This window comes from Oscillatoria salina IIICB1 (assembly GCF_020144665.1).
Lineage (GTDB): Bacteria > Cyanobacteriota > Cyanobacteriia > Cyanobacteriales > SIO1D9 > IIICB1.
In genome coordinates this window covers 26,421-48,420 of the sequence record NZ_JAAHBQ010000047.1, presented here as the reverse complement: position 1 = coordinate 48,420, position 22,000 = coordinate 26,421, and the positions used below count along the sequence as shown (strand labels likewise).

Annotated in this window: 21 protein-coding genes and 1 tRNA gene; 11 read left to right on the top strand and 11 right to left on the bottom strand. The window is 38.7% G+C overall.

Going from position 1 to position 22,000, the window contains the following annotated elements:
• A partial coding sequence (locus tag G3T18_RS15175) for a hypothetical protein (RefSeq protein WP_224411409.1) occupies positions 1-382 on the bottom strand: 382 nt, incomplete at its 3' end.
• A 380-nt stretch (positions 383-762) separates the two neighbouring features.
• On the opposite strand from G3T18_RS15175, the gene G3T18_RS15170 reads away from it, so the two are divergent.
• Positions 763-1,026, top strand: a complete 264-nt coding sequence (locus G3T18_RS15170) for a hypothetical protein (protein ID WP_224411408.1) — start codon at positions 763-765, stop codon at positions 1,024-1,026.
• A gap of 78 nt (positions 1,027-1,104) precedes the next feature.
• Here G3T18_RS15170 and purN read toward each other — a convergent pair whose 3' ends face one another.
• Positions 1,105-1,755: a phosphoribosylglycinamide formyltransferase gene (gene purN, locus G3T18_RS15165; RefSeq protein WP_224411407.1), complete on the bottom strand. Its 651-nt coding sequence runs from the start codon at positions 1,753-1,755 to the stop codon at positions 1,105-1,107.
• A gap of 82 nt (positions 1,756-1,837) precedes the next feature.
• Between purN and G3T18_RS15160 the strand changes: the two genes are divergently transcribed.
• Both G3T18_RS15160 and G3T18_RS15155 read left to right on the top strand, forming a co-directional pair.
• Positions 1,838-2,731, top strand: coding sequence for a carbohydrate ABC transporter permease (locus tag G3T18_RS15160; protein WP_224411406.1), 894 nt, complete (start codon positions 1,838-1,840; stop codon positions 2,729-2,731).
• A 23-nt stretch (positions 2,732-2,754) separates the two neighbouring features.
• Positions 2,755-3,849 (top strand): hypothetical protein, encoded by a 1,095-nt coding sequence (locus G3T18_RS15155; RefSeq protein WP_224411405.1) that lies wholly within the window; start codon positions 2,755-2,757, stop codon positions 3,847-3,849.
• Positions 3,850-3,934: 85 nt separating this feature from the next.
• Here G3T18_RS15155 and G3T18_RS15150 read toward each other — a convergent pair whose 3' ends face one another.
• A complete protein-coding gene (locus G3T18_RS15150) occupies positions 3,935-4,189 on the bottom strand; it encodes a hypothetical protein (RefSeq protein ID WP_224411404.1) in 255 nt (84 codons plus the stop codon).
• A 599-nt stretch (positions 4,190-4,788) separates the two neighbouring features.
• Here G3T18_RS15150 and G3T18_RS15145 point away from each other — a divergent pair.
• Positions 4,789-5,019 (top strand): photosystem II protein, Psb35-related, encoded by a 231-nt coding sequence (locus tag G3T18_RS15145; RefSeq protein ID WP_224411411.1) that lies wholly within the window; start codon positions 4,789-4,791, stop codon positions 5,017-5,019.
• Positions 5,020-5,124: 105 nt separating this feature from the next.
• Here G3T18_RS15145 and G3T18_RS15140 read toward each other — a convergent pair whose 3' ends face one another.
• Together G3T18_RS15140 and hisIE are read right to left on the bottom strand one after the other, a co-directional pair.
• Positions 5,125-6,786, bottom strand: a complete 1,662-nt coding sequence (locus G3T18_RS15140; RefSeq protein ID WP_224411403.1) for an AAA-like domain-containing protein — start codon at positions 6,784-6,786, stop codon at positions 5,125-5,127.
• A 53-nt stretch (positions 6,787-6,839) separates the two neighbouring features.
• The gene (gene hisIE / locus G3T18_RS15135) at positions 6,840-7,490 is read right to left on the bottom strand and encodes a bifunctional phosphoribosyl-AMP cyclohydrolase/phosphoribosyl-ATP diphosphatase HisIE (protein WP_224411402.1); all 651 of its coding nucleotides are present in this window, start codon (positions 7,488-7,490) and stop codon (positions 6,840-6,842) included.
• 192 nt (positions 7,491-7,682) lie between these two features.
• Here hisIE and G3T18_RS15130 point away from each other — a divergent pair, with 192 nt between their 5' ends.
• The 4 genes from G3T18_RS15130 to G3T18_RS15115 all read left to right on the top strand — a co-directional run bounded on the left by G3T18_RS15130 (position 7,683) and on the right by G3T18_RS15115 (position 14,706).
• A complete protein-coding gene (locus G3T18_RS15130) occupies positions 7,683-8,537 on the top strand; it encodes an FkbM family methyltransferase (protein WP_224411401.1) in 855 nt (284 codons plus the stop codon).
• Positions 8,538-8,794: 257 nt separating this feature from the next.
• Positions 8,795-10,093 (top strand): glutamate-1-semialdehyde 2,1-aminomutase, encoded by a 1,299-nt coding sequence (gene hemL, locus G3T18_RS15125; protein WP_224411410.1) that lies wholly within the window; start codon positions 8,795-8,797, stop codon positions 10,091-10,093.
• 211 nt (positions 10,094-10,304) lie between these two features.
• On the top strand, positions 10,305-11,285 hold the full coding sequence (locus G3T18_RS15120; protein WP_224411400.1) for an aldo/keto reductase: 981 nt from the start codon (positions 10,305-10,307) through the stop codon (positions 11,283-11,285).
• 178 nt (positions 11,286-11,463) lie between these two features.
• On the top strand, positions 11,464-14,706 hold the full coding sequence (locus tag G3T18_RS15115; protein ID WP_224411399.1) for a protein kinase domain-containing protein: 3,243 nt from the start codon (positions 11,464-11,466) through the stop codon (positions 14,704-14,706).
• 57 nt (positions 14,707-14,763) lie between these two features.
• Here G3T18_RS15115 and G3T18_RS15110 read toward each other — a convergent pair whose 3' ends face one another.
• The 3 genes from G3T18_RS15110 to G3T18_RS15100 all read right to left on the bottom strand — a co-directional run bounded on the left by G3T18_RS15110 (position 14,764) and on the right by G3T18_RS15100 (position 16,270).
• Positions 14,764-15,255: a YajQ family cyclic di-GMP-binding protein gene (locus G3T18_RS15110; protein ID WP_224411398.1), complete on the bottom strand. Its 492-nt coding sequence runs from the start codon at positions 15,253-15,255 to the stop codon at positions 14,764-14,766.
• A 94-nt stretch (positions 15,256-15,349) separates the two neighbouring features.
• The gene (locus G3T18_RS15105) at positions 15,350-15,763 is read right to left on the bottom strand and encodes an MAPEG family protein (RefSeq protein WP_224411397.1); all 414 of its coding nucleotides are present in this window, start codon (positions 15,761-15,763) and stop codon (positions 15,350-15,352) included.
• A 3-nt stretch (positions 15,764-15,766) separates the two neighbouring features.
• Positions 15,767-16,270 carry a DNA recombination-mediator protein A gene (locus G3T18_RS15100; RefSeq protein WP_224411396.1) on the bottom strand — a complete coding sequence of 168 codons (504 nt, stop codon included), beginning with the start codon at positions 16,268-16,270 and terminating at the stop codon, positions 15,767-15,769.
• 183 nt (positions 16,271-16,453) lie between these two features.
• Between G3T18_RS15100 and G3T18_RS15095 the strand changes: the two genes are divergently transcribed.
• A tRNA-Val gene (locus G3T18_RS15095) sits at positions 16,454-16,527 on the top strand.
• A gap of 360 nt (positions 16,528-16,887) precedes the next feature.
• Here the strand turns inward: G3T18_RS15095 and G3T18_RS15090 are convergent.
• From G3T18_RS15090 to G3T18_RS15080, 3 genes are read right to left on the bottom strand one after another with little or no spacing between them, the layout of a single operon-like run.
• Entirely contained in the window at positions 16,888-17,391 is a 504-nt protein-coding gene (locus tag G3T18_RS15090; RefSeq protein ID WP_224411395.1) for a hypothetical protein, read from the bottom strand.
• Positions 17,391-17,945: a hypothetical protein gene (locus G3T18_RS15085; RefSeq protein WP_224411394.1), complete on the bottom strand. Its 555-nt coding sequence runs from the start codon at positions 17,943-17,945 to the stop codon at positions 17,391-17,393. The genes G3T18_RS15090 and G3T18_RS15085 overlap by 1 nt, the downstream gene beginning before the upstream one ends.
• Positions 17,942-18,787: a TIGR04255 family protein gene (locus G3T18_RS15080; protein WP_224411393.1), complete on the bottom strand. Its 846-nt coding sequence runs from the start codon at positions 18,785-18,787 to the stop codon at positions 17,942-17,944. Before G3T18_RS15080 ends, G3T18_RS15085 begins: the two co-directional genes overlap by 4 nt.
• A gap of 251 nt (positions 18,788-19,038) precedes the next feature.
• Here G3T18_RS15080 and G3T18_RS15075 point away from each other — a divergent pair, with 251 nt between their 5' ends.
• Together G3T18_RS15075 and G3T18_RS15070 are read left to right on the top strand one after the other, a co-directional pair.
• Positions 19,039-20,583 carry a phytoene desaturase family protein gene (locus tag G3T18_RS15075; RefSeq protein WP_224411392.1) on the top strand — a complete coding sequence of 515 codons (1,545 nt, stop codon included), beginning with the start codon at positions 19,039-19,041 and terminating at the stop codon, positions 20,581-20,583.
• A gap of 199 nt (positions 20,584-20,782) precedes the next feature.
• Positions 20,783-21,529: a DUF928 domain-containing protein gene (locus G3T18_RS15070; RefSeq protein WP_224411391.1), complete on the top strand. Its 747-nt coding sequence runs from the start codon at positions 20,783-20,785 to the stop codon at positions 21,527-21,529.
• Positions 21,530-22,000 lie beyond the last annotated feature (471 nt).

The window sequence follows — 22,000 nt, the reverse complement described above, 5'->3', positions numbered from 1 at the left end:
TAGTGTCAAGATCGACTATCACTGAATCAGGATTGGGGGCGGTATGAATGTTGTAGGTTTCCACGACTGCATTGCGAGCAGGTGAATTAGTTTGATACACTGCGAGTAAACTTTGAGACAATTTCTCGACTAAATCCGTAGGTAAGTCAATTTCGGTGGCGGCTGAGGAATTTTCAGCTAAAATTATTCGCAATGCTAGTTTGGCTGCGTCTTGTCGATATTGCTGTTTCACAACATCGGGGATGGAAGCTAAGGTTACTTCTTTACTTGATTTGTCGGTTAATGTGTTTCTGGCGATCGCATCGTACCATAAATTAATCCCAATGCCGACAATACTAACTAATGCTGTAGCGATCGCTACTTTTCGTAAATCAATCGTCATCTTAAGGCTCAGATATATTTTACTTAATCTTTGACGAAATTAATTTTTTTCTGCTCCCAGACAGATAACAAACAATCTCGCTGCTATCCCACTCGCAGCTATGTTTTAGCTTTTTTCGAGCTATTTTAATTTATGTTTAATTATCTAAACAATAGTTAATGATTACCGATTTGCTTTAAATTAACAGATATTCTTCTATTATTCTTCGGTGATTCGATTCAACTTGAGCAGAATTTAGTCAACAAATAATCAATAATTGACGGTTAATTAACTTAATCTTAATTTACAAAAGTCAAATATTAAAATATAATTAAGAAAAGAAAAAGCTAAGGCTTTTTGATAAATTATAAGTTCAATCAAAGTTACTTATGAGAGTAAAAATGGGTTTGTCAGACCAAGACAAAGCAAACTTATTTCAATTTACTGCTAGAATTAGGCAAATTGGGATCCAACCTTACGAAATAGCTTTTTGGTTGTTGGAGAAAGATTTGCAAACAATTGATAGTTATCTACAAAAATATCCTCATAATTTCGATACAGAAGCAACAAAATTATTCACCTGGGTAAAAGATGAATTTATTGGTAGATTTAACCGAGATTGGAAAATCCAACAAGAAACCCTTGACTATCTCTTGTTATACTGATAGCTAGTTAATTCTGTTACTAAAATAACTTGTAGGTAAGGCGAATTTATTAGAAATTTTTCGCAATAATCGTTTTGATTAATTAAACTCGCGCTGACGACTTTCTTGAGTTGCGATCGCGATCGCTTGTGGTAAAATTTGATGTTCCCGAATTTGAATCCGTTTGTGGAGAGTTTCAGCAGTATCATTAGGTAAAATCGGGACAGCCGCTTGAAGCAGAATTTTCCCACTATCCACTTCTAAACTTACCAAATGAGCAGTACAGCCAGTAATTTTCACATTAGCAGCTAAAGCTTGCTCTACCGCCCGAACACCTTTAAAACTAGGTAGTAAACTCGGATGAATATTAACAATTTTACCAGGAAAAGCATCAAGTAACACCGGAGTAACCACCCGCATCCAACCAGCCATAACAATTAATTCTACCCCAGCTTCTTGAAATTTTTCCACAATTTTGCGGTCTAAATCTTCGCGACGGGAAAAATCACGGTGATTGAGTAAAATTGCCGGGACACCCCAAAGTTGCGCCCTTGCCGCCACCTTAGCCCCTGGATTATTGTAAATCAAAAGGGGAATTACAGCCCTAAGCTTGCCATCCGCGATCGCTTGAATTAATGCTTCAAAATTGCTTCCATTACCAGAAGCCATAATTCCTAACTTTACAGGCGGATCTAAATTTAATTGTTCTAAACTTAAACTAGGCGAAATTAAATAATTTTGCTGATCCATAATTTTGCTTAATTTTTCTAACTCTCTGACATCGATAACCAAGTTAAACTTGACGAATAGCTACCCCAAAAGAAAGATAACCATGCTCAAACCAGATTTTAAATCTTTTTTAGATCGAGATACAATTGCAGCTTGGATTTTCCTCGCACCCGCACTTATTTTCCTAGGAATTTTTCTCTTTTTTCCCATAGCTTATCTATTAGGACTAAGTTTTACCACTGGTAGTTTTTCCTCAACAGGTATTCAATGGATTGGTTTGCGGAATTATTTACGTTTAATTGTCAATCCCGACTTTTGGCAAGTTTTGGGTAACACTACTTATTTTACCATTGCTACAGTTGTTCCCAGTTTGATTATTCCCTTAGCCCTAGCATCTCTTTTAAATCAATCTATCGCTTTACGAGGTGTATTGCGTACTGCTTATTTTCTTCCTTCAATAACTTCATTAGTTGCTGTTGGTTTAGGATTTCGGTGGCTATTTCAAAACCAAGGACCTGTCAATAATTTTCTGATTAATTTCGGCTGGGAACCTATTCCTTGGTTAAATAGTACAATTTGGGCAATGCCTGTAATAATTTTGTTAACTATCTGGAAACAAATTGGCTTTAATATGGTAGTTTTTTTAGCAGGTTTGCAAACTATTCCTCAGTCTCGTTACGAAGCCGCAGAATTAGATGGTGCCAATGGATGGCAAAAATTTTGGTATATTACTTTACCAGGATTACGACCTAGTTTAGTTTTTGCGATCGTAACCACAGCTATTTTTACTCTCCGTAGCTTTGAGCAAGTTTATATTATTACAGGTGGAGGTCCCCTAAATTCGACTAACATTTTGGTTTATTATATTTATCAAGAGGCTTTTGCTCGTTTTGATTTTGGCTATGCGGCTGCGGCAGCGACTGTGTTATTATTAATTGCTTTAATTTTGGTTTATTTTCAACTCAAAATTACGTCAGAAGAGAAAGAAAATTATTAAACAAATTTAAGTAATGTTAGTTTATGTCTAATACTGCGCGGGGAAATTCAAAACTATTAGCTGACTATGCGAAGAAAGTTTTAAGTAACTTCAACGCTGAAATTGATGCAGCATTAACTCGGAGACAAGTCACCTCAAGCAAAATTGTTCCTCTTGAATCAGTTTACGAAATTTATGTTACTGGGGAAGACGAAATTGATTTAAATTCCATTCAAGCAATTCTGAAAAAACAAATAGAGGCTGTTGCTAAATTTCTGCGCGATTTTCACATAGCTATTAATGGTCAAAGAACGAGTATTTTTCAATTGTATGAAGTAGAAATTCAAGTCAAACAAGCTATTAAATCAAATCTGAGTTTTTCGGCGGGAAAATTGTTGGTTCAATTACCTTACTGGCAAATTCTTATTTTTCAGTGCTATCTGCAAAATCAAGAACTGAAAAAGTGCTGGAATCAAGGCAAACATTTATCCAGAAAATCCCCTATCCGCAGAATTTGGTGGTGGTTAAATCCTTTGGGAGAATTTCGCTATAATCTACGAGAAACTCTTTTCCAAACTGGTGCCAAACAAGTTACAAATATAGATAAGCTGCTGTCAAACTATAAACAAATAGATGTCGCAGATGAAATTACAAAAAAAGATTGGCAATCCCACGCGATCGCGCTGTTACAATCGACGATCGATGAAGATAAATTAGGTATTAATGTCAGCGAAATTTGCTCTCAGCAAGACGAAGAAACTTTAGCCCGACTACTGGATTTATACCAGCAAAATTTAACCGATCCTAGTTACCTAGAAACCCTTATTGACACTGGTATACGTACCATAAAAGAAGCAATTAGTCAAGAAAAATCGCAAATTAATGTCAAGATGTTTGGCTTTGTGAATGTAGGAAATTACCACCGTATCGATGTAGAATTAAATATTAGTCCGGGAAACTTAAAAAAATATATTGAGTTAGTGCCAAGAGAAGTAGAAATTAGAGCAGTTTTCTGGGGTTTTGTCAATATTTATACTGTAGATGATGTGACAGTAAATCCCAATATTCAAAGCTCATTACAGATAGATTTAGAAACGGCTGCTTTCGAGCGATCGCTGCAAGATTTACAATTAATTTAAGTAGTAAGAGACGTAGGTTGCCACGTCTCTACATAACTGCTGAAATGGTTAAAATTGGGAAAATTGCCAACCGTTAAACTCTCATTTAAGCATCGTATTCCACATGAGGCATACCATAAAAATAGCGATCATGCTGCTGGGCAAGTTCAGCAATTTTCCTCTCAATAGCAAAATCTTCAATCAACTGCATTAATGCTTCAAAATCTGAGTTATTTTCGGGGGGTTCGGGAGGGCGATCTGTTTCCAAAAAAGTGATAATAACCTCTTGTCCATTGTAACTTTCAACATATTCGTTTGGTTGAACGATCCCATCACGGAATGTGCCTTTGATTGACAGCATAAGTTTCTGATTCTAAATGAAAATTTCAACAGTAGAGAACGCCAGAAATTGTCGCTCCTATCTATCTTTGCTTACAACCAAAGATGGATTCCACCCGGAAAATTATCTAGTTTTTGAAGTTTTGTTTTTTCATTTAGGCTGGGGTTAAATCGGGGGTTTGCGGCTAGGGAGATGAAGATTAACTACCAAAATAAGACTGCAATATTTTACTCACTACAGTTAGAAATCGCTGTTTGAGCATAACTCCTAACTCAACTATTTTGATGCTCAAAGACAAATTTTTTTCTTGGCTACCCTAACCCAGATACAAGATCTGAATTCTTGCTGCTGGTCGATTATTGTCGCACATAGGTAGTAGATTTACAGGGTATTTAGGGTTTCCTGAGTTCCCATCGAATCTCGCTGATGCTTTCTAGCTGGTGGCTGCGGCAACAATCCTGCTCGGTATCCTAATTTTGCCATATCTGGAGCGAATGTGCGATCGCGCTCATCAACTCAATGACCTTTACTTATCTCTTGACACTTTTGCAAGTAATTGTTATATTAATTTACAGAAAGCAATAAAACTAAACAAAAAATTAACAACAGAGGTAGATACTATGGCAATTTTAATTAGCTTAATCGTCGTTGGTTGGGTAGCAGCAGCAGTAATCGGCACTCAAGCATACTTCCGAGGCGAACAAACCAAGCCCATCCACGAGCGTAACTGGCGTTCCGAAGGCTTCGAGAAAATCGCCGTCAGCGTAACCGCCCAAGCCACCGACTACAGCAAGCGCACTCCCGCTTATGGAATGGATGCTTACTCCAGCCAAACCCTTCCTAGCGAGTAAGACTAAATTCAGTTTTTGACATCCTCGGGCGATTCCTACCAGTCGAACAGTGTTAACTGCTCGTACTCTCAGCAGGTGGAAAGCTCGGGGTTACACTAGTCAAATCTAATCTTTTTCCAAATCTAAACCAGAACTTAAAGTCGTACAATTACGCCCATTTTTCTTAGACTCATAAAGAGCCGCATCAGCCGCCACAAATAAGCTTGTCAAATCATTTTGAGAGCTAGGTATCATACTTGCCACACCTAAGCTTAAGCTAATTACATTACTTGGTAAGCCACCAATTTGATTGGGCATAAAAGGTATAGCAATATCCAGAATACCTACCCTAATTTTTTCGGCAATTCTCATGGCATTATTAACATCAGTTCGAGGCAAAATTACAGCAAACTCTTCACCGCCAATCCGTGCTACCATTTGCTGAGAATCCTCTAATAAATTAGAAATTTTTTGCGCTATTTGGCGTAAGCAATCATCTCCTACTTGGTGTCCATAAGTGTCGTTATAATATTTAAAATAATCTATATCGCCTAAAATTAAAGACAAAGGTGCAGCTTCTTCTGCCATCTGGTTCCATTTAATTTCTAAACAGCGATCGAACTGTCGGCGATTGGCAATTTTCGTGAGAGGATCTAGATTAGCAATAACTTTTAGATCGTTATTTTCTTGTTCTAACTTTTGTAAACGAAGGGAGCGATCGGTAGCAGCAGCTAAATTTTGCCCTTGGAAATAGAGACGATATAAATCGCAATCAATCTTGGCTAAATTACCGTCTAATTTGACTAAACCCATACTTTCTAATTGATAGGCAACTATTGGCTCTAACTGCACCCAATCTTGACTAGCGATAACTTTTTGTACTGCTGCCCCTAATTCTAGCTGCTCTTGCAGTGTTACCCACATATTTTGCAGATGTTGTCTATAGATTCCTGTTTGAGTTGGCGCTGTTTCTAACAATTTTTCTAGGATAAAAGTTTGATTGTGTAGATGATAAAAAGCCAGATGAACTAAATAGGGATGTCCTCCCAACATTTCTGTTAATTGCTCGATTTGGGCATCGGTTAAATTAAGTTGATAACGTTGGGCTAAATCTTGAACTTCTGCCCAAGAAAATTCTGGCAATTTCAAAGATAATCCCACATTAAATGGGGATTTATTAATGCTTAAAGATACATAAACTTCTGTCGAGTGAATGACGATCAAATGGAGTTTTTGCCAAATTTCATTATGTCTAGCTTGTTCGTGCCAAAATCGCAACAAAGGCAAAAAATCCTGAGCAATTTCCGGATGTTCAAAAACCAAGTTTACTTCATTCAAGACTACAACTAAAGGGGTTTCAATTTGCTCAAATAAATAACTCTCAAAGTAGATGGTAGAACTTAGTTTACTTCCTAAATCTTCATCCCAATAATCATCTAGATTAGGCAAAATCTTTAGTTGCCGGGCTACCATTCGACAAAGCCAGCGAAAAAATTTATTGGTATTAGCAAAAATTTCCCGATCTGCTTGTTGAAAATCTATTGTGGCAACCTGATATCCCAAAGCAGAGCTTTGAGCGATCAGACGCAGCATTAGGGAACTTTTGCCCATTTTTTTCGGCGCTCGAACCCGAATTAAACTGCCCGGTTTAGTGAGTTCAGCATAGGCTTGGTCTTCCCAAGGTTTTCGTTCGATATAAAATGGTGAATCAAGAGAAACTGGGCTACCAGGAAATTCAGGTTTGTAAGTATTCAGGTTCTTATTTTCGGGCTGAGAGTTAGTTACCATAGTACCTAATTACTGACTTAGAGGTAATAAACACGTCAAGATTAGAGCAAAATTTATTTGCGCCGTTGTTGTAAGACTCGATAAACATCTCGCAACTGGACATTATGATAAGCCAGAGCAACCAAAGCGTGGTAGAACAAATCTGCAACTTCAGCCGCGATCGCCTCTCGATCGTTATCTTTACAAGCCATTACCACTTCTGCGGCTTCTTCACCAATTTTTTTAAGGATTTTGTTATCTCCACCTGCAAGTAATTTGCAAGTGTAAGAATCTGGACTAGGACGATCGCGGCGATCGCGAATAATGTCATATAATCCTGATAAAGTATCTGCTGGTGGAGCGACTTTTTTCCCTTCTACCTGATGAAAACAACTGCGCTCTCCGGTGTGACAAGCAATGTCGCCAATTTGTTCTATACTGACCAAAATAGCATCGCTGTCGCAATCGTAACGGAGACTGCGTACTTTTTGAATATGACCAGAAGTTGCGCCCTTGTGCCATAATTCTTGACGAGAGCGACTCCAATACCAAGTTTCCCCGGTTTCAATGGTTTTCTGTAACGACTCTCGATTCATCCAAGCCATCATCAAGATCGTACCGTCAAGATAATCTTGGGCGATCGCGGGAACTAATCCTTGCTCGTTATAACGAATTTCGCCTATGGGGATCGGTAAAATTGGGGTAGTAACTTCTCGCTCTGACATCTAACTATGAGACTATCTAATCTAAATGTTTTGCTTTCACTTTCTTTATGGTAAGCTGCGATCGCCATTTTTCGGTTTTTTTTTCCGCGAATATTTAGTTTTCTTGAATATTTGTAAATTTTTGGGCGAGCTTAGATGAGAAAACAAATATAACAGGGATTAAACCAAATAAGATCCTTGGGTGAAACAATTATGAAAAATCCCTCTACTATTTCGATAACAAACCCAACTTTATTTTCCCCAGAGAAAAGTGAAAGCTCGGTAAATTTATTTCAGAGAAAAGCCGCCGGAATACTGATGAAACTGCGTCCGGAATTCTTGGCGTCTTTCATCAAAAAAAGTTTGGGGTTCCGCCGGACAAATATCACTACTAACGATGGAACGTTTTTTGTAGATATTTCTTCTTGTTTGGGATACCAATTATTCAAAAATGGTGTCTACGAATCAGGAATGCGCGCAGTGTTAAAAACTTATTTGCGTCCGGGAAATATTTGCGTAGAATTAGGAGCTAACGAAGGATATTTTACCGCGATCGCGTCAAATTTAGTCGGCAGTGAAGGTAAAATAATCGCCGTCGAACCCCAAGAACGTTTGCAACCAATCTTGAGAGAAAACCTGCGCTTAAATAATTGTGAGAATGTGACAATTTTGTCAGTAGCAGTTTCCGATCAATCTGAAACAGTGACATTATACATTTCCCCAGACATGAACACAGGTTCCACTGGGGCGACAAAAATTTCTCGCTTCTCTCAACCAAAACAAGAAACGATCGCGCTCACCTTAACAGAATTATTCGAGCAACAAGCGATCGCCACCTGCGACTTACTGAAAATAGATATCGAAGGATTTGAGTACGAAGCGATTTTAGGTAGCAAGGAATTGTTTGAGACACATCGAGTCAAAGCGATCGCCCTAGAGCTTCATCCGGTTCATCTCGCCAAACGGGGACTCTCAGAGCAAGAGATTGTCAATTTCTTATCGAGTTGCGACTATCAACGGAAGATGTTAGGAGACAACTTAGTCTATCTCAGCCCAGACTACGAATAAGCAATCGGCAAAGAGGGTAGTCAGGAGTGGCGATCGCCGTTAACAATTAACTTGAATACAAATCTTATTTTTCCTCAAAAATTCCCTTCCCAGCAGAGACAGAAGAACTTTGAGCCAGACGATCGTGGCGAGCAAAACCAGCGAACGCGATCGCTCCAGCCCAAAAAAGCACCAAAATTTACTAGAATTTGTGAACACTAAAAGCTAATCTGCTGTAAAGATAAGTTTCTACGCATCTAACTAAGGAGAGAGCGTTGATTACCACCACTTCTTTTAAAACCACTAGATCGGAAGAAATTTTTGCTGCCGCTCAAAAGCTGATGCCCGGAGGTGTTAGCTCTCCAGTACGGGCATTTAAATCCGTAGGCGGACAGCCCATCGTCTTCGATCGCGTCAAAGGAGCTTACATTTGGGATGTTGATGACAACCAGTACATCGACTATGTAGGCACTTGGGGACCTGCTATTTGCGGTCATGCTCACCCGGAAGTTATCGCCGCTTTGCACGAAACTCTCGAAAAAGGTACGAGTTTTGGCGCACCTTCAGCCCAAGAAAACGTCCTCGCAGAAATGGTCATCGAAGCCGTACCCAGCATTGAAATGGTACGCTTTGTTAACTCCGGTACCGAAGCTTGTATGGCTGTACTGCGACTGATGCGTGCTTTTACAGGTCGCGATAAAATTATCAAATTTGAAGGCTGCTATCACGGTCACGCTGATATGTTCCTCGTCAAAGCCGGTTCGGGGGTTGCAACCCTCGGTTTACCTGACTCTCCTGGCGTACCTAAATCAGCCACTGCTAGCACTTTGACCGCACCCTACAACGACCTCGAAGCCGTTAAACAACTTTTTGCTGACAACCCCGATGAAATTGCCGGAGTAATCCTCGAACCAGTTGTCGGTAATTCTGGCTTTATTATCCCCGATGCAGGCTTTTTGGAAGGTTTGCGCCTCCTGACCCAGGAAAACGGCGCACTGCTCGTTTTTGACGAAGTAATGACCGGATTTCGCATCGCCTACGGTGGCGCACAAGAAAAATTTGGCGTTACTCCCGACTTAACCACCCTCGGTAAAGTTATCGGTGGCGGACTACCCGTAGGAGCCTACGGCGGACGTAAAGATATCATGTCAATGGTCGCACCTGCCGGACCGATGTACCAAGCCGGAACGCTTTCGGGTAATCCTCTAGCAATGACAGCAGGAATCAAAACCCTAGAATTATTGCAAAAACCCGGAACTTACGAACATCTCGATCGCATTACCAAAAAACTGATCGAGGGCTTGCTGCAAATTGCTACACAAACTGGTCATGCAGTGACTGGTGGCAGTCTCAGCGCTATGTTTGGAATGTTCTTTACAGGCGAAGAAGTTCATAATTACGACGATGCGAAAAAATCGGACTTGGCTAAGTTTGGTCGTTTCCATCGCGGTATGTTAGAACGAGGCGTTTATTTGGCTCCTTCTCAATTTGAAGCAGGTTTTACTTCTTTAGCTCATACCGACGAAGATATCGATCGTACTCTTGCTGTAGCCAAGGAAGTTTTGTCTGGCTTGTAAAAGACTTGTCGGGGCAACCACGGGGGATTTTCAGTGAGCAGTTATCAGTGAACAGTTAACAGTTATCAGTTACCAGGGAACAGTTAACAGTAAATAGTGAACAGGGAACATTGCTTCTTGTCTCCAATATCTTCCAATATCTACTGATAACTGCTTGCTAACTGTTCACTGGTAAATGCGGCTACTTGCTAACTGTTCACTGCTACTGATTATGTCTACAAATCAACAATTAAATCTACCACCAATGGGGTGTGGAACTTGGGCGTGGGGAAACCGATTACTTTGGGGTTACGATCGCAGTATGGATCGGCAACTCCAAGAAGTTTTTAACCTTTGTGTGAGTAATGGAGTTACTTTATTTGATACAGGTGATTCCTACGGAACCGGAAAATTAAATGGACGCAGCGAGAGTCTTTTAGGACAATTTTCGACAGAGTATTCGGGTTTAAATTCTGAGCGAATTTGTCTCGCTACTAAACTAGCACCTTACCCTTGGAGATTAACCCGCAATTCGATGATTTCTGCCTGTAAAGCTTCAGCTAAAAGGTTAGGTAGAAATGTCGATTTGGTGCAAATGCACTGGTCAACGGCAAACTATTTTCCTTGGCAAGAATGGCAATTATTAGATGGTTTAGCTGATTTGTACGAACAAGGGGAAGTCAAAGGAGTTGGTTTATCGAATTATGGACCCAAACGTCTAAAAAAAGTTTATCAAAAATTCCGCGATCGCGGAGTTCCGATTACTACTTTACAAGTTCAATATTCTCTTCTCTCTACCTATCCAATTACTGAGTTAGGGCTAAAAGAAGTTTGCGATGAACTGGGAATTAAATTAATTGCTTATAGTCCCCTCGCTTTGGGCATATTAACGGGAAAATACTCCGAAAAAGGTTCTCTTCCTCCAGGAATTAGAGGTTTTGTCTTTCGGCAAATCTTACCTGGCGTTAAACCACTTTTATCTTGTTTGCAAGCGATCGCTGAATCTAGAAATAAAACTATGTCTCAGATAGCAATTAATTGGTGTATATGTAAAGAAACTATACCCATTCCTGGTGCCAAAAATCCCGAACAGGCTAAACAAAATCTTGGCGCTTTGGGTTGGAAATTAGACTCTGGGGAAGTAGAAGAACTTGACAAAGCGGCAGCTAGTGTTGATAAAACAATGGTGCAAAATATCTTTCAAACTAAGTAATTTTTTCAAGAAAAATCTAATTTTAGCTAAGTTTTCGCTCGAAAAAATTAATTGGCTGGGCGACTTTCATAAGTCAGCAAAACCTGAAAATAAGTCGAAACTGAGAAGGTGCTAACAATTTCCTCTTTTACCTTTTCGAGATAAACTGGTAAATGCGGGTACTCAATCTTAAATATCTATGCTTGGCACAACACTCCGCAAACGCTATCAAATTATCAAAGCTTTAGCAAAAGGTGGCTTTGGGGAAACTTATCTTGCTCAAGATTTAGATTTACCTAATCATCCTCACTGTGTAGTTAAACGACTGTCACCTTATTCCAAGGAACCGGAATGTTTGCAAATAGCAAGACGTTTATTTAACACCGAAGCCCAAACTTTATCTCAGTTAGGTAATCACGATCGAATTCCTCGTTTGTTTGCTTATTTTGAGGAAAATAAAGAGTTTTATTTGGTTCAGGAATATATTCCGGGCAATAGTCTGCAAGAAGAATTGCTACCAGGAAAACGATTTAATACACTACAGGTTGCTAATTTATTATTAGAAATTCTCTCTATTTTAGAGTTTGTACATGATGCTGGAGTAATTCATCGCGATTTGAAACCAGCTAATTTAATCCGACGTGAAATAGATCGGAAATTGGTATTAATTGATTTTGGGGCAGTGAAACAAATTAGTACCCAAACTATTAACTCTCAAGGCGAAGTAAGTTTGACGATCGCTGTCGGCACTCCTGGTTATATGCCGAGCGAACAAATGAGTGGTCAACCGCATTTTTCGAGCGATCTTTATGCAGTGGGACGGATCGGCATTCAGGCGTTAACTGGTATTTTACCTCAACAGTTACCCGCAAATCAAGAAACTGGTGAATCGATCTGGCGCAATCGGTTAACTTCTCAACAGCAAGAGGATATTGAGTTACTAGAAATTATCGACTGCATGGTGCGTTATGATTTTCGCGATCGCTACCAATCTGTGAGAGAGGTTTTACAAGCTTTAGCTAATTTTACTGGTGACTTTTCTAGTTTATCATCTGAGGCGAAAACAGTAAATCCTTCCTTGGTTCCTACTGCGGAAATCACGAGACAAACTCAACGCGCGCTCGCAGCGATCGTGTTTACTGATAGTGTGGGTTTTAGTGCGAAAATGTCGGTAAATGAAGAAGATACTGTAAATTTAATTCGCCGCGACTTACAGTTAATGCGAACCTCTTGTCAACAATTTAGTGGTTCGGTAATTAAATCTACTGGTGATGGCTTGTTGATGTATTTTAGTAGTGCAGTGAATGCGGTTAATTGTGCTATTGAAATTCAAGGAAGTTTGGCTAATAACCAAACTACTTTAATTAACCAAGATAGCCTTTTACATCGCATCGGAATTCATTTAGGTGATGTGTTAATTGAAGCAGATGATGTTATGGGTAATGGGGTTAATATTGCGGCGCGTTTAGAACCTCTTTCTCCTCCTGGTGGTATTTGTTTATCTCAAGCGGTTTATGAAGTAGTTAAGTCGCAAATTAAACTACCAATAACTTATTTAGGAGAGAAACAATTAAAAAATATTCTCGAACCGATTAAAGTCTATCAAATTTTAGTTCAAGAACCTGCAATAACACAAATACAGTCAAATGTCAAGGTTTCTCCTCAACTGAGTAGTCGCTTTTACCGCGATCGCCAAATTCTCCTTAACAAGGTGAAAAATTACTGGATTAAAGGTGTTCTCGAAAGTTCTTTACACGGTCGTGCTTTAATAGAATTAGGCTTAGAAAATCGCGGCGATCTAGTCGAACATCCTTGGGGAATGGTCTGGTTAAATCAATCAGAATTATCCCAATCTTTACCTACTGAAGTAAAAATTAGCGATTTATTTCAGGAAATGGGAACGGGGCGTAGTTTGCTAATTTTAGGCGAACCTGGTGGGGGAAAAACAACAACTTTGCTTGAGATTTGTCGGCAATTCTTAGAGCAAGCTTTTGCTGATGTTAACGCGTTAATTCCGGTAGTTTTTAATCTTTCTTCGTGGACAAAAGCAAACAAAAATTTTATGGATTGGCTAGTCAGCGAATTAAATAGCAAATATCAAGTTTCTTCAGAAATTAGTAGAAATTGGTTACAAAATAGACAGATTTTATTATTTTTAGATGGTTTAGATGAAGTCCGCGATCGCTACCGGGAAGATTGCGTTGCTGCTATTAATAAATTCCAGCAAGATTGCGGCACTACTGAGATGGTTATCTGCTGTCGGCGAAAAGAATATGAAACCTTAAACAACCGCTTAAATTTACAAGCTGCAATTTGTTTACAACCTTTAAATCTTGCTCAAATTCAACAATATTTAGCCAATGCAGGCGAACAATTAACTGGTGTCAAGACAGCCTTAGCGGAAGATAAAATCCTCCAAGAATTAGTCCAATCTCCATTAATTCTAACTTTAATTGTCTTAGCTTATCAAGGAATATCAGCTTCAAAATTGCCAAACAATCAAAGTATTGCCCTCAGACGCGCTCATTTATTTGATACTTATATCGAACGAATGTTGTCCCGTCGTCGAGTAACTGAAACTTATCCTCAAGCTAAAGCCAAACATTGGTTAATTCAGTTAGCCAAACAACTCAAAAAACAATCGCAAACTATCTTTTTGATTGAGCGAATGCAACCAGATTTATGGTTGTCTCCCTGGCAAAAAATAATTTACGCGATCGCGCTACTTAGCAGCTTTTTCGCGGGTGGCTTTTTTGTGGGAAATTTAGTCCTATCTAGTGACAGATTATTAATAGTTTTAATCTTTAGTAGCTTGCTTTTTGTCGCAATTTTTGGTATATATCGACTTAACTCAGTAGAAACAATTTCTTGGTCTTGGCAAAAAGCTTATACTCACCTAAGATTAGGAATAATTATCGGAACCTTATCTTTATTTCTCCTCAAATTTCCCTACGAATTAATTTTCAACCCTCTGCATTGGCAAATTTTTCAACCAGAAAATTTTCCCTTTTATTCCTTCTTTCGCGGTGCGGTATTTGGCTTCAGTATGGGCATAATTTATGGCTTAACTCGCGGCTTAACCGGAGCAGTAATCGAAAAAAACACGTTTCCCAATCAAGGAATTTGGTTATCTGCTAAAAATGCCTTAATTTTTGGTTTAATTGGCGGTATAGTTTTGGGAATAGCTGCTTATATAATTGGCTGGCTGCCCTTATTTTGGGGAATTTTTGGTTTCAGCTTTGGCTTATTTATTGGTGGTGGTGTAGCAGTAATCAAACACTTATTATTGCGAATAATCCTTTATTTTAGTGGCGTTATTCCTTGGAATTATCGGCATTTTCTCGACTATGCAACCGAGAGAATTTTCTTACAGAAAGTTGGGGGTGGTTATATTTTTATCCACCGCTTACTGTTAGAGCATTTAGCTAAGAATGATTGGTAATTTAGATAAATTGAAGTAGAGACGTAGCACGGCTACGTCTTCTAATAATTGGGATAATTAACGATAATTGTTGAATTGCAAAGGAACGGGAAAATCTTCCTGTTTCAACAGTGTTATCACCTCTTGTAAATCATCTTTCGACTTACTAGAAACCCGCACCGCATCACCTTGAATTGAAGCTTGAATTTTTTTGAAATTATCTCGAATCATTTTGCTAATTTTTTTAGCAAGTTCTTGACTAATTCCTTTTTGGAGCTTAATTTCCTGACGCACGCGATTTCCACCCGCAGACTCAGGTTTACCAAAATCAAAGATTTTCTGAGACAAATTGCGTTTAGCCGCTTTCGCACGCAGAATATCGTCTACAGCATTAAGAGTCAAATCGCTGTCAGTATTGACAATAATTTTTTCTGGTTCCAAATCAACCGTAGTTTGGGTATTTTTCAAATCATAACGGCTTTTAATTTCGCGATTGGTTTGATCGACAGCATTGACCATTTCTTGATAATCAAAATCGCTGACAATGTCAAAAGAATAGTTAGAAGCCATAAGCAATTATTAAAGGTTATTTTTCAAGAAAGATAGAAAACGATTGACTTTCAGTGTGAAAAGCCAACCGCCTTACCCAATTAATTTTATTTATTTAGCTGTTGAGATTCAACAAGCTCAACACAACCAGGGTAATACTAGAAAGAGAACCGATGCCAAACATCAGCGATCGCCCCAAGGGAATGTTGGCAATATAGAAAACCGAATAAAGCAATCTTGCCACCAAAAATGCTATTACAGCCCCAAAACCTACTAACGAGTCTACACCCGTCACATATGCCATCAGAGCCGCAGCAGAAAAAATTATAAACGCTTCAAACGAGTTTTGGTGCGCCCAAGTTGCTCGTTGGGCGTAATCTGGCAACTTGTCAAGCATCGCGCGAGGAGTTGCCAAATACTCGTATCCTCCCTTAGCACGAGCATAAGCGACGACAAAAAAAGGAACGTAAATTAAAAAAGCTGCTCCCGCGATCGCGTAGAGCAAAATTTCCGGCATCGAGATACTCATTACCTAATCGAAATAGAATAATGTTACCAGTTTGCGTTGTTCTTCTGCCTCTTCACAAGTTTTCAGCAGCGTGTGGCTGTCGTGAAAAGCAAAACAAATCAATTGCTGACAGCGAGAAACAATCTCAGCGTTACATAAAGAACTAGCTTCTGCCAGCGACAGGCGATCGTTTTCCGGTTTCTCTACCAGATGAATCACCTTTTCGAGTTGATCTCGCGACTCTCGCGGTTGGCGATCGAGACTTTGCGGCAAAATTACGGTTAATAAGTTAGCATCGGCACGCATAGCTCCCTTAATTGCCGCCGAATTCGTCCCTGACGAACCAGAAGTGATCAGACGATTACCTGCTAAAACTAGAGCATAGCTCATCATCTCGATCAAATTCTGATGAGTAATTGGAACATGGCGCGAACCCAATAAAGCAATCCGTTTTGAACCAGTTTGCTGAATAGTCGCCAGTTCCTGTGCCAATGTATCTATTTGTTGGATATCTATTGATTGACTCAAAGGCGATCGTACTTAGGTTTAGTGACCCAAGATATTTTAGCAAACCTTTACGCAGAAAATGCCATTTGCAGCGATCGTTTTCTTAATTTTGCCGCTTTTCACGTTTGTTTCCCGTCTCAAGGAGAAAAAATTTGCTCAGGTTTGCCTATTTGAGAATTTATGTGTTATATTGGTTGTTCGTGAGGACGTATAGCTCAGTTGGTTAGAGCGCCACGTTGACATCGTGGAGGTCACTGGTTCGAATCCAGTTACGTCCATTTTTAATTGGTTTATTTTGCTGTTCGGTATTGTGACTTGAACCATAACTTTGCCGTTTCGGTAGGGTTATGCTTCAAAGCTACGGTGGCAAGATTATGGGTAAAGTTATACTTTTAAGTAAACTTAAGGGGACAAACTCTTTTGTCAAACAGGGGTAAACTTTTGATTATTAGGAATTCGTAGGCTGAAAAAAAGTAATTTTATTGAATTTTCTCAAAGTTACGGAAGAGCGATTAGCTGGGATCAGAACAGCTCAACCCCCTACTTTCAACTTGATTAGCCAATTTTAACTCAGTTTTTTTATCAATAAATATGAATTTTATCGTTAAAGAATTCAATTACTTAGTTCATCATTTTACTCAAATCCACTTCTTTGCGATATTTTGGTACTCAGGAGAAACATCTTGTAAATATTTTTGAGTAATCACTTTCATATTAACTTCGCCAGGTTTAGCTTTAAGAAACTCTCTAAAAAAACCTTGACAACTCAAAAACTTATTTATAATTGTTTTTATTACATCAGGTTTAACAGAAGTAAGCTCATAATGGAAGTCCATTACACTTTTGACAGGAAAATCAGAAGCTTGCTTTAGTTTTAAGAGGTTTGTAAAGCATTCTTCTTCAAACAAGACTAATCTTACGCTTTTTAAACTACCAGATCTTAATTGCATACCTAGAGCAATTTTCTCTAAGTTTTCTTCTAGTTTTTCACCTTTTTCAACTAACCAGAAAGAAGGCTTTCTTGTTCCAGCAGTGAGATCTAGTGTATACGCTATTAAATGTAAATCTGAAAGAACCTTTTTGGAATTTTTTCCTTCTTGCCACATTTGCAAAGTTTCCACTTTCCTAACAAAGTATTTCATTAACCGTCTGTTCCCTTTAATCTTTCTAGGTACTTAGAGATATAGATTTCTGTTTCATCCTTAAGAAAAAAAAGCGCCTCGCGCAAAAGGTTATCTGCAACCTGGGATGTGCCAAGTCCAGATCCAATTATTTCTAAAGCTGCATATCTAGCTGTTGCTCTATTATCTACCAAAAGAAGTCTAACCATACTTTGAGCAAATTGATTATAATATTGGTTTTCCAACATTGGTTCTAATAGTTGGACGAAAATCGAAAAGAATAAACAGTTTGAATATCTAAGAGTTGAAGAAAGAAATTTGAGATCGATATTATTTAGAACTCTTTCACCATCTTCAATTTTTTCACTGATATTATGAATTCTTTTCTTTAAATCTTCAAAACTCTGACAATTAACTAACTCTAGGAAAATTAGTTCAGAAAAATTAGAGAGTCTTGAATCATAATGTTCTCTAGCAAGAGTGGAAGCTCGCTCAAGTTTACCATAATCTTTGCTTATACCTGAACTTTGCTCATTATTTCTAATTGGCACGAATGGCACTAATATTGCACTCATCGAAATAACTCCTTCGTTCTTTCAGTTATACTTCCAAAGAAAACTTTATTTCTAAATTCTCTTAATTCCTCTTGAAAAATTTTTTTAATCTTGCTGGTATCTACTAAATTAGTTTTCTTTTTCTGAAATACGTCTATGTCAAGGATTAAAGGGATAATATCTTTTTCATTCCCTTCTTCTACAGCTTGCGTGAGAATAGCTTGAGATTTGGGGTAATTAGTATCAAAGAGAACTAATTTCATAAAATACTCTGATAGTACAACTGAAACATCATTTGGAATCTCAGGAATTATTCGAAGATAGTCTCCTAGGTTGACAGGCGGTTCAAAAGGAATTTTTATTCTATTAATATATCTCAATCCCAAACGGGTAATTTCACCTGATTTGGTAATGTGTATATATTGATTCCATAGTTCAAAAGCTTCACTATAAAAATCGCTCCAGTTGGTATAAGGGGCTATTCTACTAAAAGTAAAACCATTTAAACCCACTTCTAAAAACCTTTTTTTATCATTGGATATAAAAAGAAAACCATCTTGTTTATTAGCACTGGAAAAATTAAGGTATTCAGGAATATTATTCTGTTCTGTTTCTTCAATTTTTTCTGTTACTAAATCCTTGGTTACATCAAGTACATCAAGATTATCGATTTTAAATTTTTCTAGGTTGATGGCAAAATTTCCAGTTAAATTCATGGTAATTCTTCTTTCTGGAAATTCTGAAATTATATTTTCATGAATTTTAACAAAATCGGATAAAGCCGTATCTTTTGTAAGATTGACTCTTATATCAATGATTGATTCAATAATTGGTGGATTACTAAAAATTTCAAATTCAGTCATTATCAGTTATTGTTTGATTTTTTTTAAGAGAATATTTATTATATGTATAGTTAGAAAATTTTACTTATCATCGTATTTTTGAATAAACCTTATATACATCTTAACCTACTTTAATACTTTATACATATAAAATAGGCTAAAGTCAAGATGGAGCAAGAGTTTGTGGATTATTTTTATAGACATAAGTCAAAAGCTAGTGCCTTTAAACATCTACCACTACCCTCTCCAGTTAGAGTTCACAGCAGTAATTGATGACAGAAACAATCTCCACAGATATTGTAGTTATTGGTAGTGGTATTGGTGGTTTATGCTGTGCGGCACTTCTAGCCCGTTATGGTTTTGAGGTAATTGTCTGCGAAAGTCATTCAATTCCTGGTGGTGCTGCTCATGCTTTTACCCGCAATGGCTATAAATTTGATTCAGGACCTTCGCTACATTCAGGTTTATCTTACAGTCCTTCGACTAATCCGTTACGACAAGTTTTAGATGCGATCGCCGAAGACTTACCTTGTGTTACTTATGATACTTGGGGCTGTCTGTTGCCGGAAGGAAAATTTCCTGCTACTGTCGGTGCGGACGAATTTTGTGAGGTTTTGCAACAATTTGGTGGGAAAAACGCAAAATCCCAATGGCGGAAACTACAAAAAGTGATGCACCCCTTTGCAGATGCGGCTGTAGCTATCCCTCCTGCGGCTTTACGCTTCGATTTCGGTGCAATTTTGACTGCGGGGAAGTTTGCCCCGGCTTTGCTGCGTCACGCGGCGAATATCGCCAAACTCAGTGGATCTTTTTCCCGGATTATGGATGAAGTAGTCACAGATCCATTTATTCGTAACTGGCTGAATCTCCTTTGTTTTATGCTCTCAGGGCTGCCTGCTGAGGGAACCAGTGCCGCAGAAATGGCTTTTATGTTTGCGGAGTGGTATCGCCCCAATGTCGTCTTAGATTACCCAATAGGCGGCGGTGGGGCTTTGGTAGAAGCTTTGGTGAGAGGTTTGCAGCGTTATGGTGGTGAGTTACTGCTTTCTACTCATGTTAAAGAAATTTTGGTAAGTGGCGATCGCGCAATTGGAGTTAGTTTACGCAACGGTAAACAAATCAAAGCGCGTCGGGCTGTCATCTCCAATGCTTCAACTTGGGATACACTCAAGTTACTCCCAGAAAAAGCTTTATCGACAAAAGAAAGATTTGCGCGCGAAACTACCCCCGAATGTAATAGTTTCATGCACTTGCATCTCGGTATCGACGGGGAAAATTTACCAGAGGATTTAGATTGTCACTATCTGGTAGTTAATAATTGGGAAATAACTGCACCGCAAAATGTTGTCGCAATTTCCATTCCTTCCTTGCTCGATCCTAGTTTAGCGCCGCCAGGAAAGCACAATATTCATGTTTATACACCAGCTACGGAACCTTATCAACTTTGGTCAGAATTAGATCGTCAATCGGAAGAATACGATCGCCAAAAACAACAACGAGCCGAGGTAATGTGGCAAGCTTTAGAACGTATTATCCCCGATATTCGCGATCGTTGTGAAGTAACTTTGGTGGGAACACCACTAACCCATGCTCGCTTCCTGAGAAGATATCATGGTAGTTATGGTCCAGCCATATCCGCCGGAAAAGGCTTTTTCCCCGGTCATAAAACTACTTTACCAGGATTGCTCTGTTGTGGAGATTCCACATTTCCCGGTATTGGTTTACCCGCAGTCGCTGCTAGCGGGATGATGGCTGCAAATCAACTTGCACCTGTATCAAAGCAGTTAGAAATGCTGCAAGAGATTGGTTGTATTTAAAGAATGGCGATCGCGCGCTAAACTTGATCGAGAAATCCTCATTTTTTTCTGAAGAAATGATTTCATCTTAACATAAATTTCTTTCTCAAGTCAGATCCTTTTCTCAGAGCGACCAATTATTGTAAAAATCAAGGGGCATCTACAGAAAATACAGAAATAAAATTAAACAATTTTGCTGAGAAATAAGTATTTACTCACTATGCCTCAAATATTTACCAAAAAATTGGCGATCGCCCTCGGATTAGCCTCAATATTAATTATAACTCCCAGTAGTTTTTCAGAACAGGTATTAGCCCAAAGAGCGAATAATCCTCGACAAGGATTACCAGGGAGACGGGTTGGTGGTGGAACTCGTGGAGGTTGTAATTTCGGCGCGCGATCGCTCACCGCTTTAATTCCAGAAAATAACTTGAGTTTAACTGTAGCAGAAAACCCCAGTTTATTTTTCTATCTTCCGGAATATGCTGAAGGAAAAACGATCGAGTTTGTGCTTCGTGACGAACAAGATCGCTTAGTTTACGAAACTACATTTACCCCAACTCTTTCAGCAGGAATTGTTAGTTATCCGCTCTCAAACCCTCAAGATTCAGTACCTTTAAAAGTTGGCGAAAAATATCGTTGGTATTTCTCAGTAATTTGTAATCCTGAAAATCGCGCTAATGATGTTTCTGTAGACGGTTGGATTGAAAGAATTGAACCCAACCAAACTCTTGCTTCTCAGTTACAACAAGCAACTCTTGACGAACAAGTAGAATTATATCGTGAAGCAGGTCTTTGGAACGATGCTTTGACAATTCTCGCGCAATTAAGATATTCTCGTCCGAATGATGTTAGTTTAGCTGCTCAATGGGCGCAACTTTTAGAGTTAGTTGAATTGGTTGAAGTGGCGGAAAAACCTTTGTTAGAATCGACAAGCGAAAGTAAACCTTTAATTAGCGAACGGTGATTAATTAGCTACATTGATAACCTCTCCCCCAATACCTCTCCTACGAGGAGAGGGGAGAAGATTAGGAACAATTAAAATCAACTATTAATGACTCGCATTTGGTTTTGATTTGACGATCGCCTCTCCCCCAACACCTACAAGGAGAGGGGAGAAGATTAGGAACAATTAAAATCAACTATTAATGACTTGCATTTGGTTTTGATTTGATGATAACCTCTCCCCCAACCCCTCTCCTACCAGGAGAGGGGAGAAGAATTGCTCAAATTAGGAAGACGGAAAAGCAACTCTTAATTACTCCCCTTTTGTGGGATAAAGGATAAATATTAGTAATAACTGATAACTGCTAAATGATGATTAACCATAATAAAAAACAAGAGAATTTTGATGATAACCTCTCCCCCAACCCCTCTCCTACAAGGAGAGGGGAGAAGAATTGCTCAAATTAGGAAGACGGAAAAGCAACTCTTAATT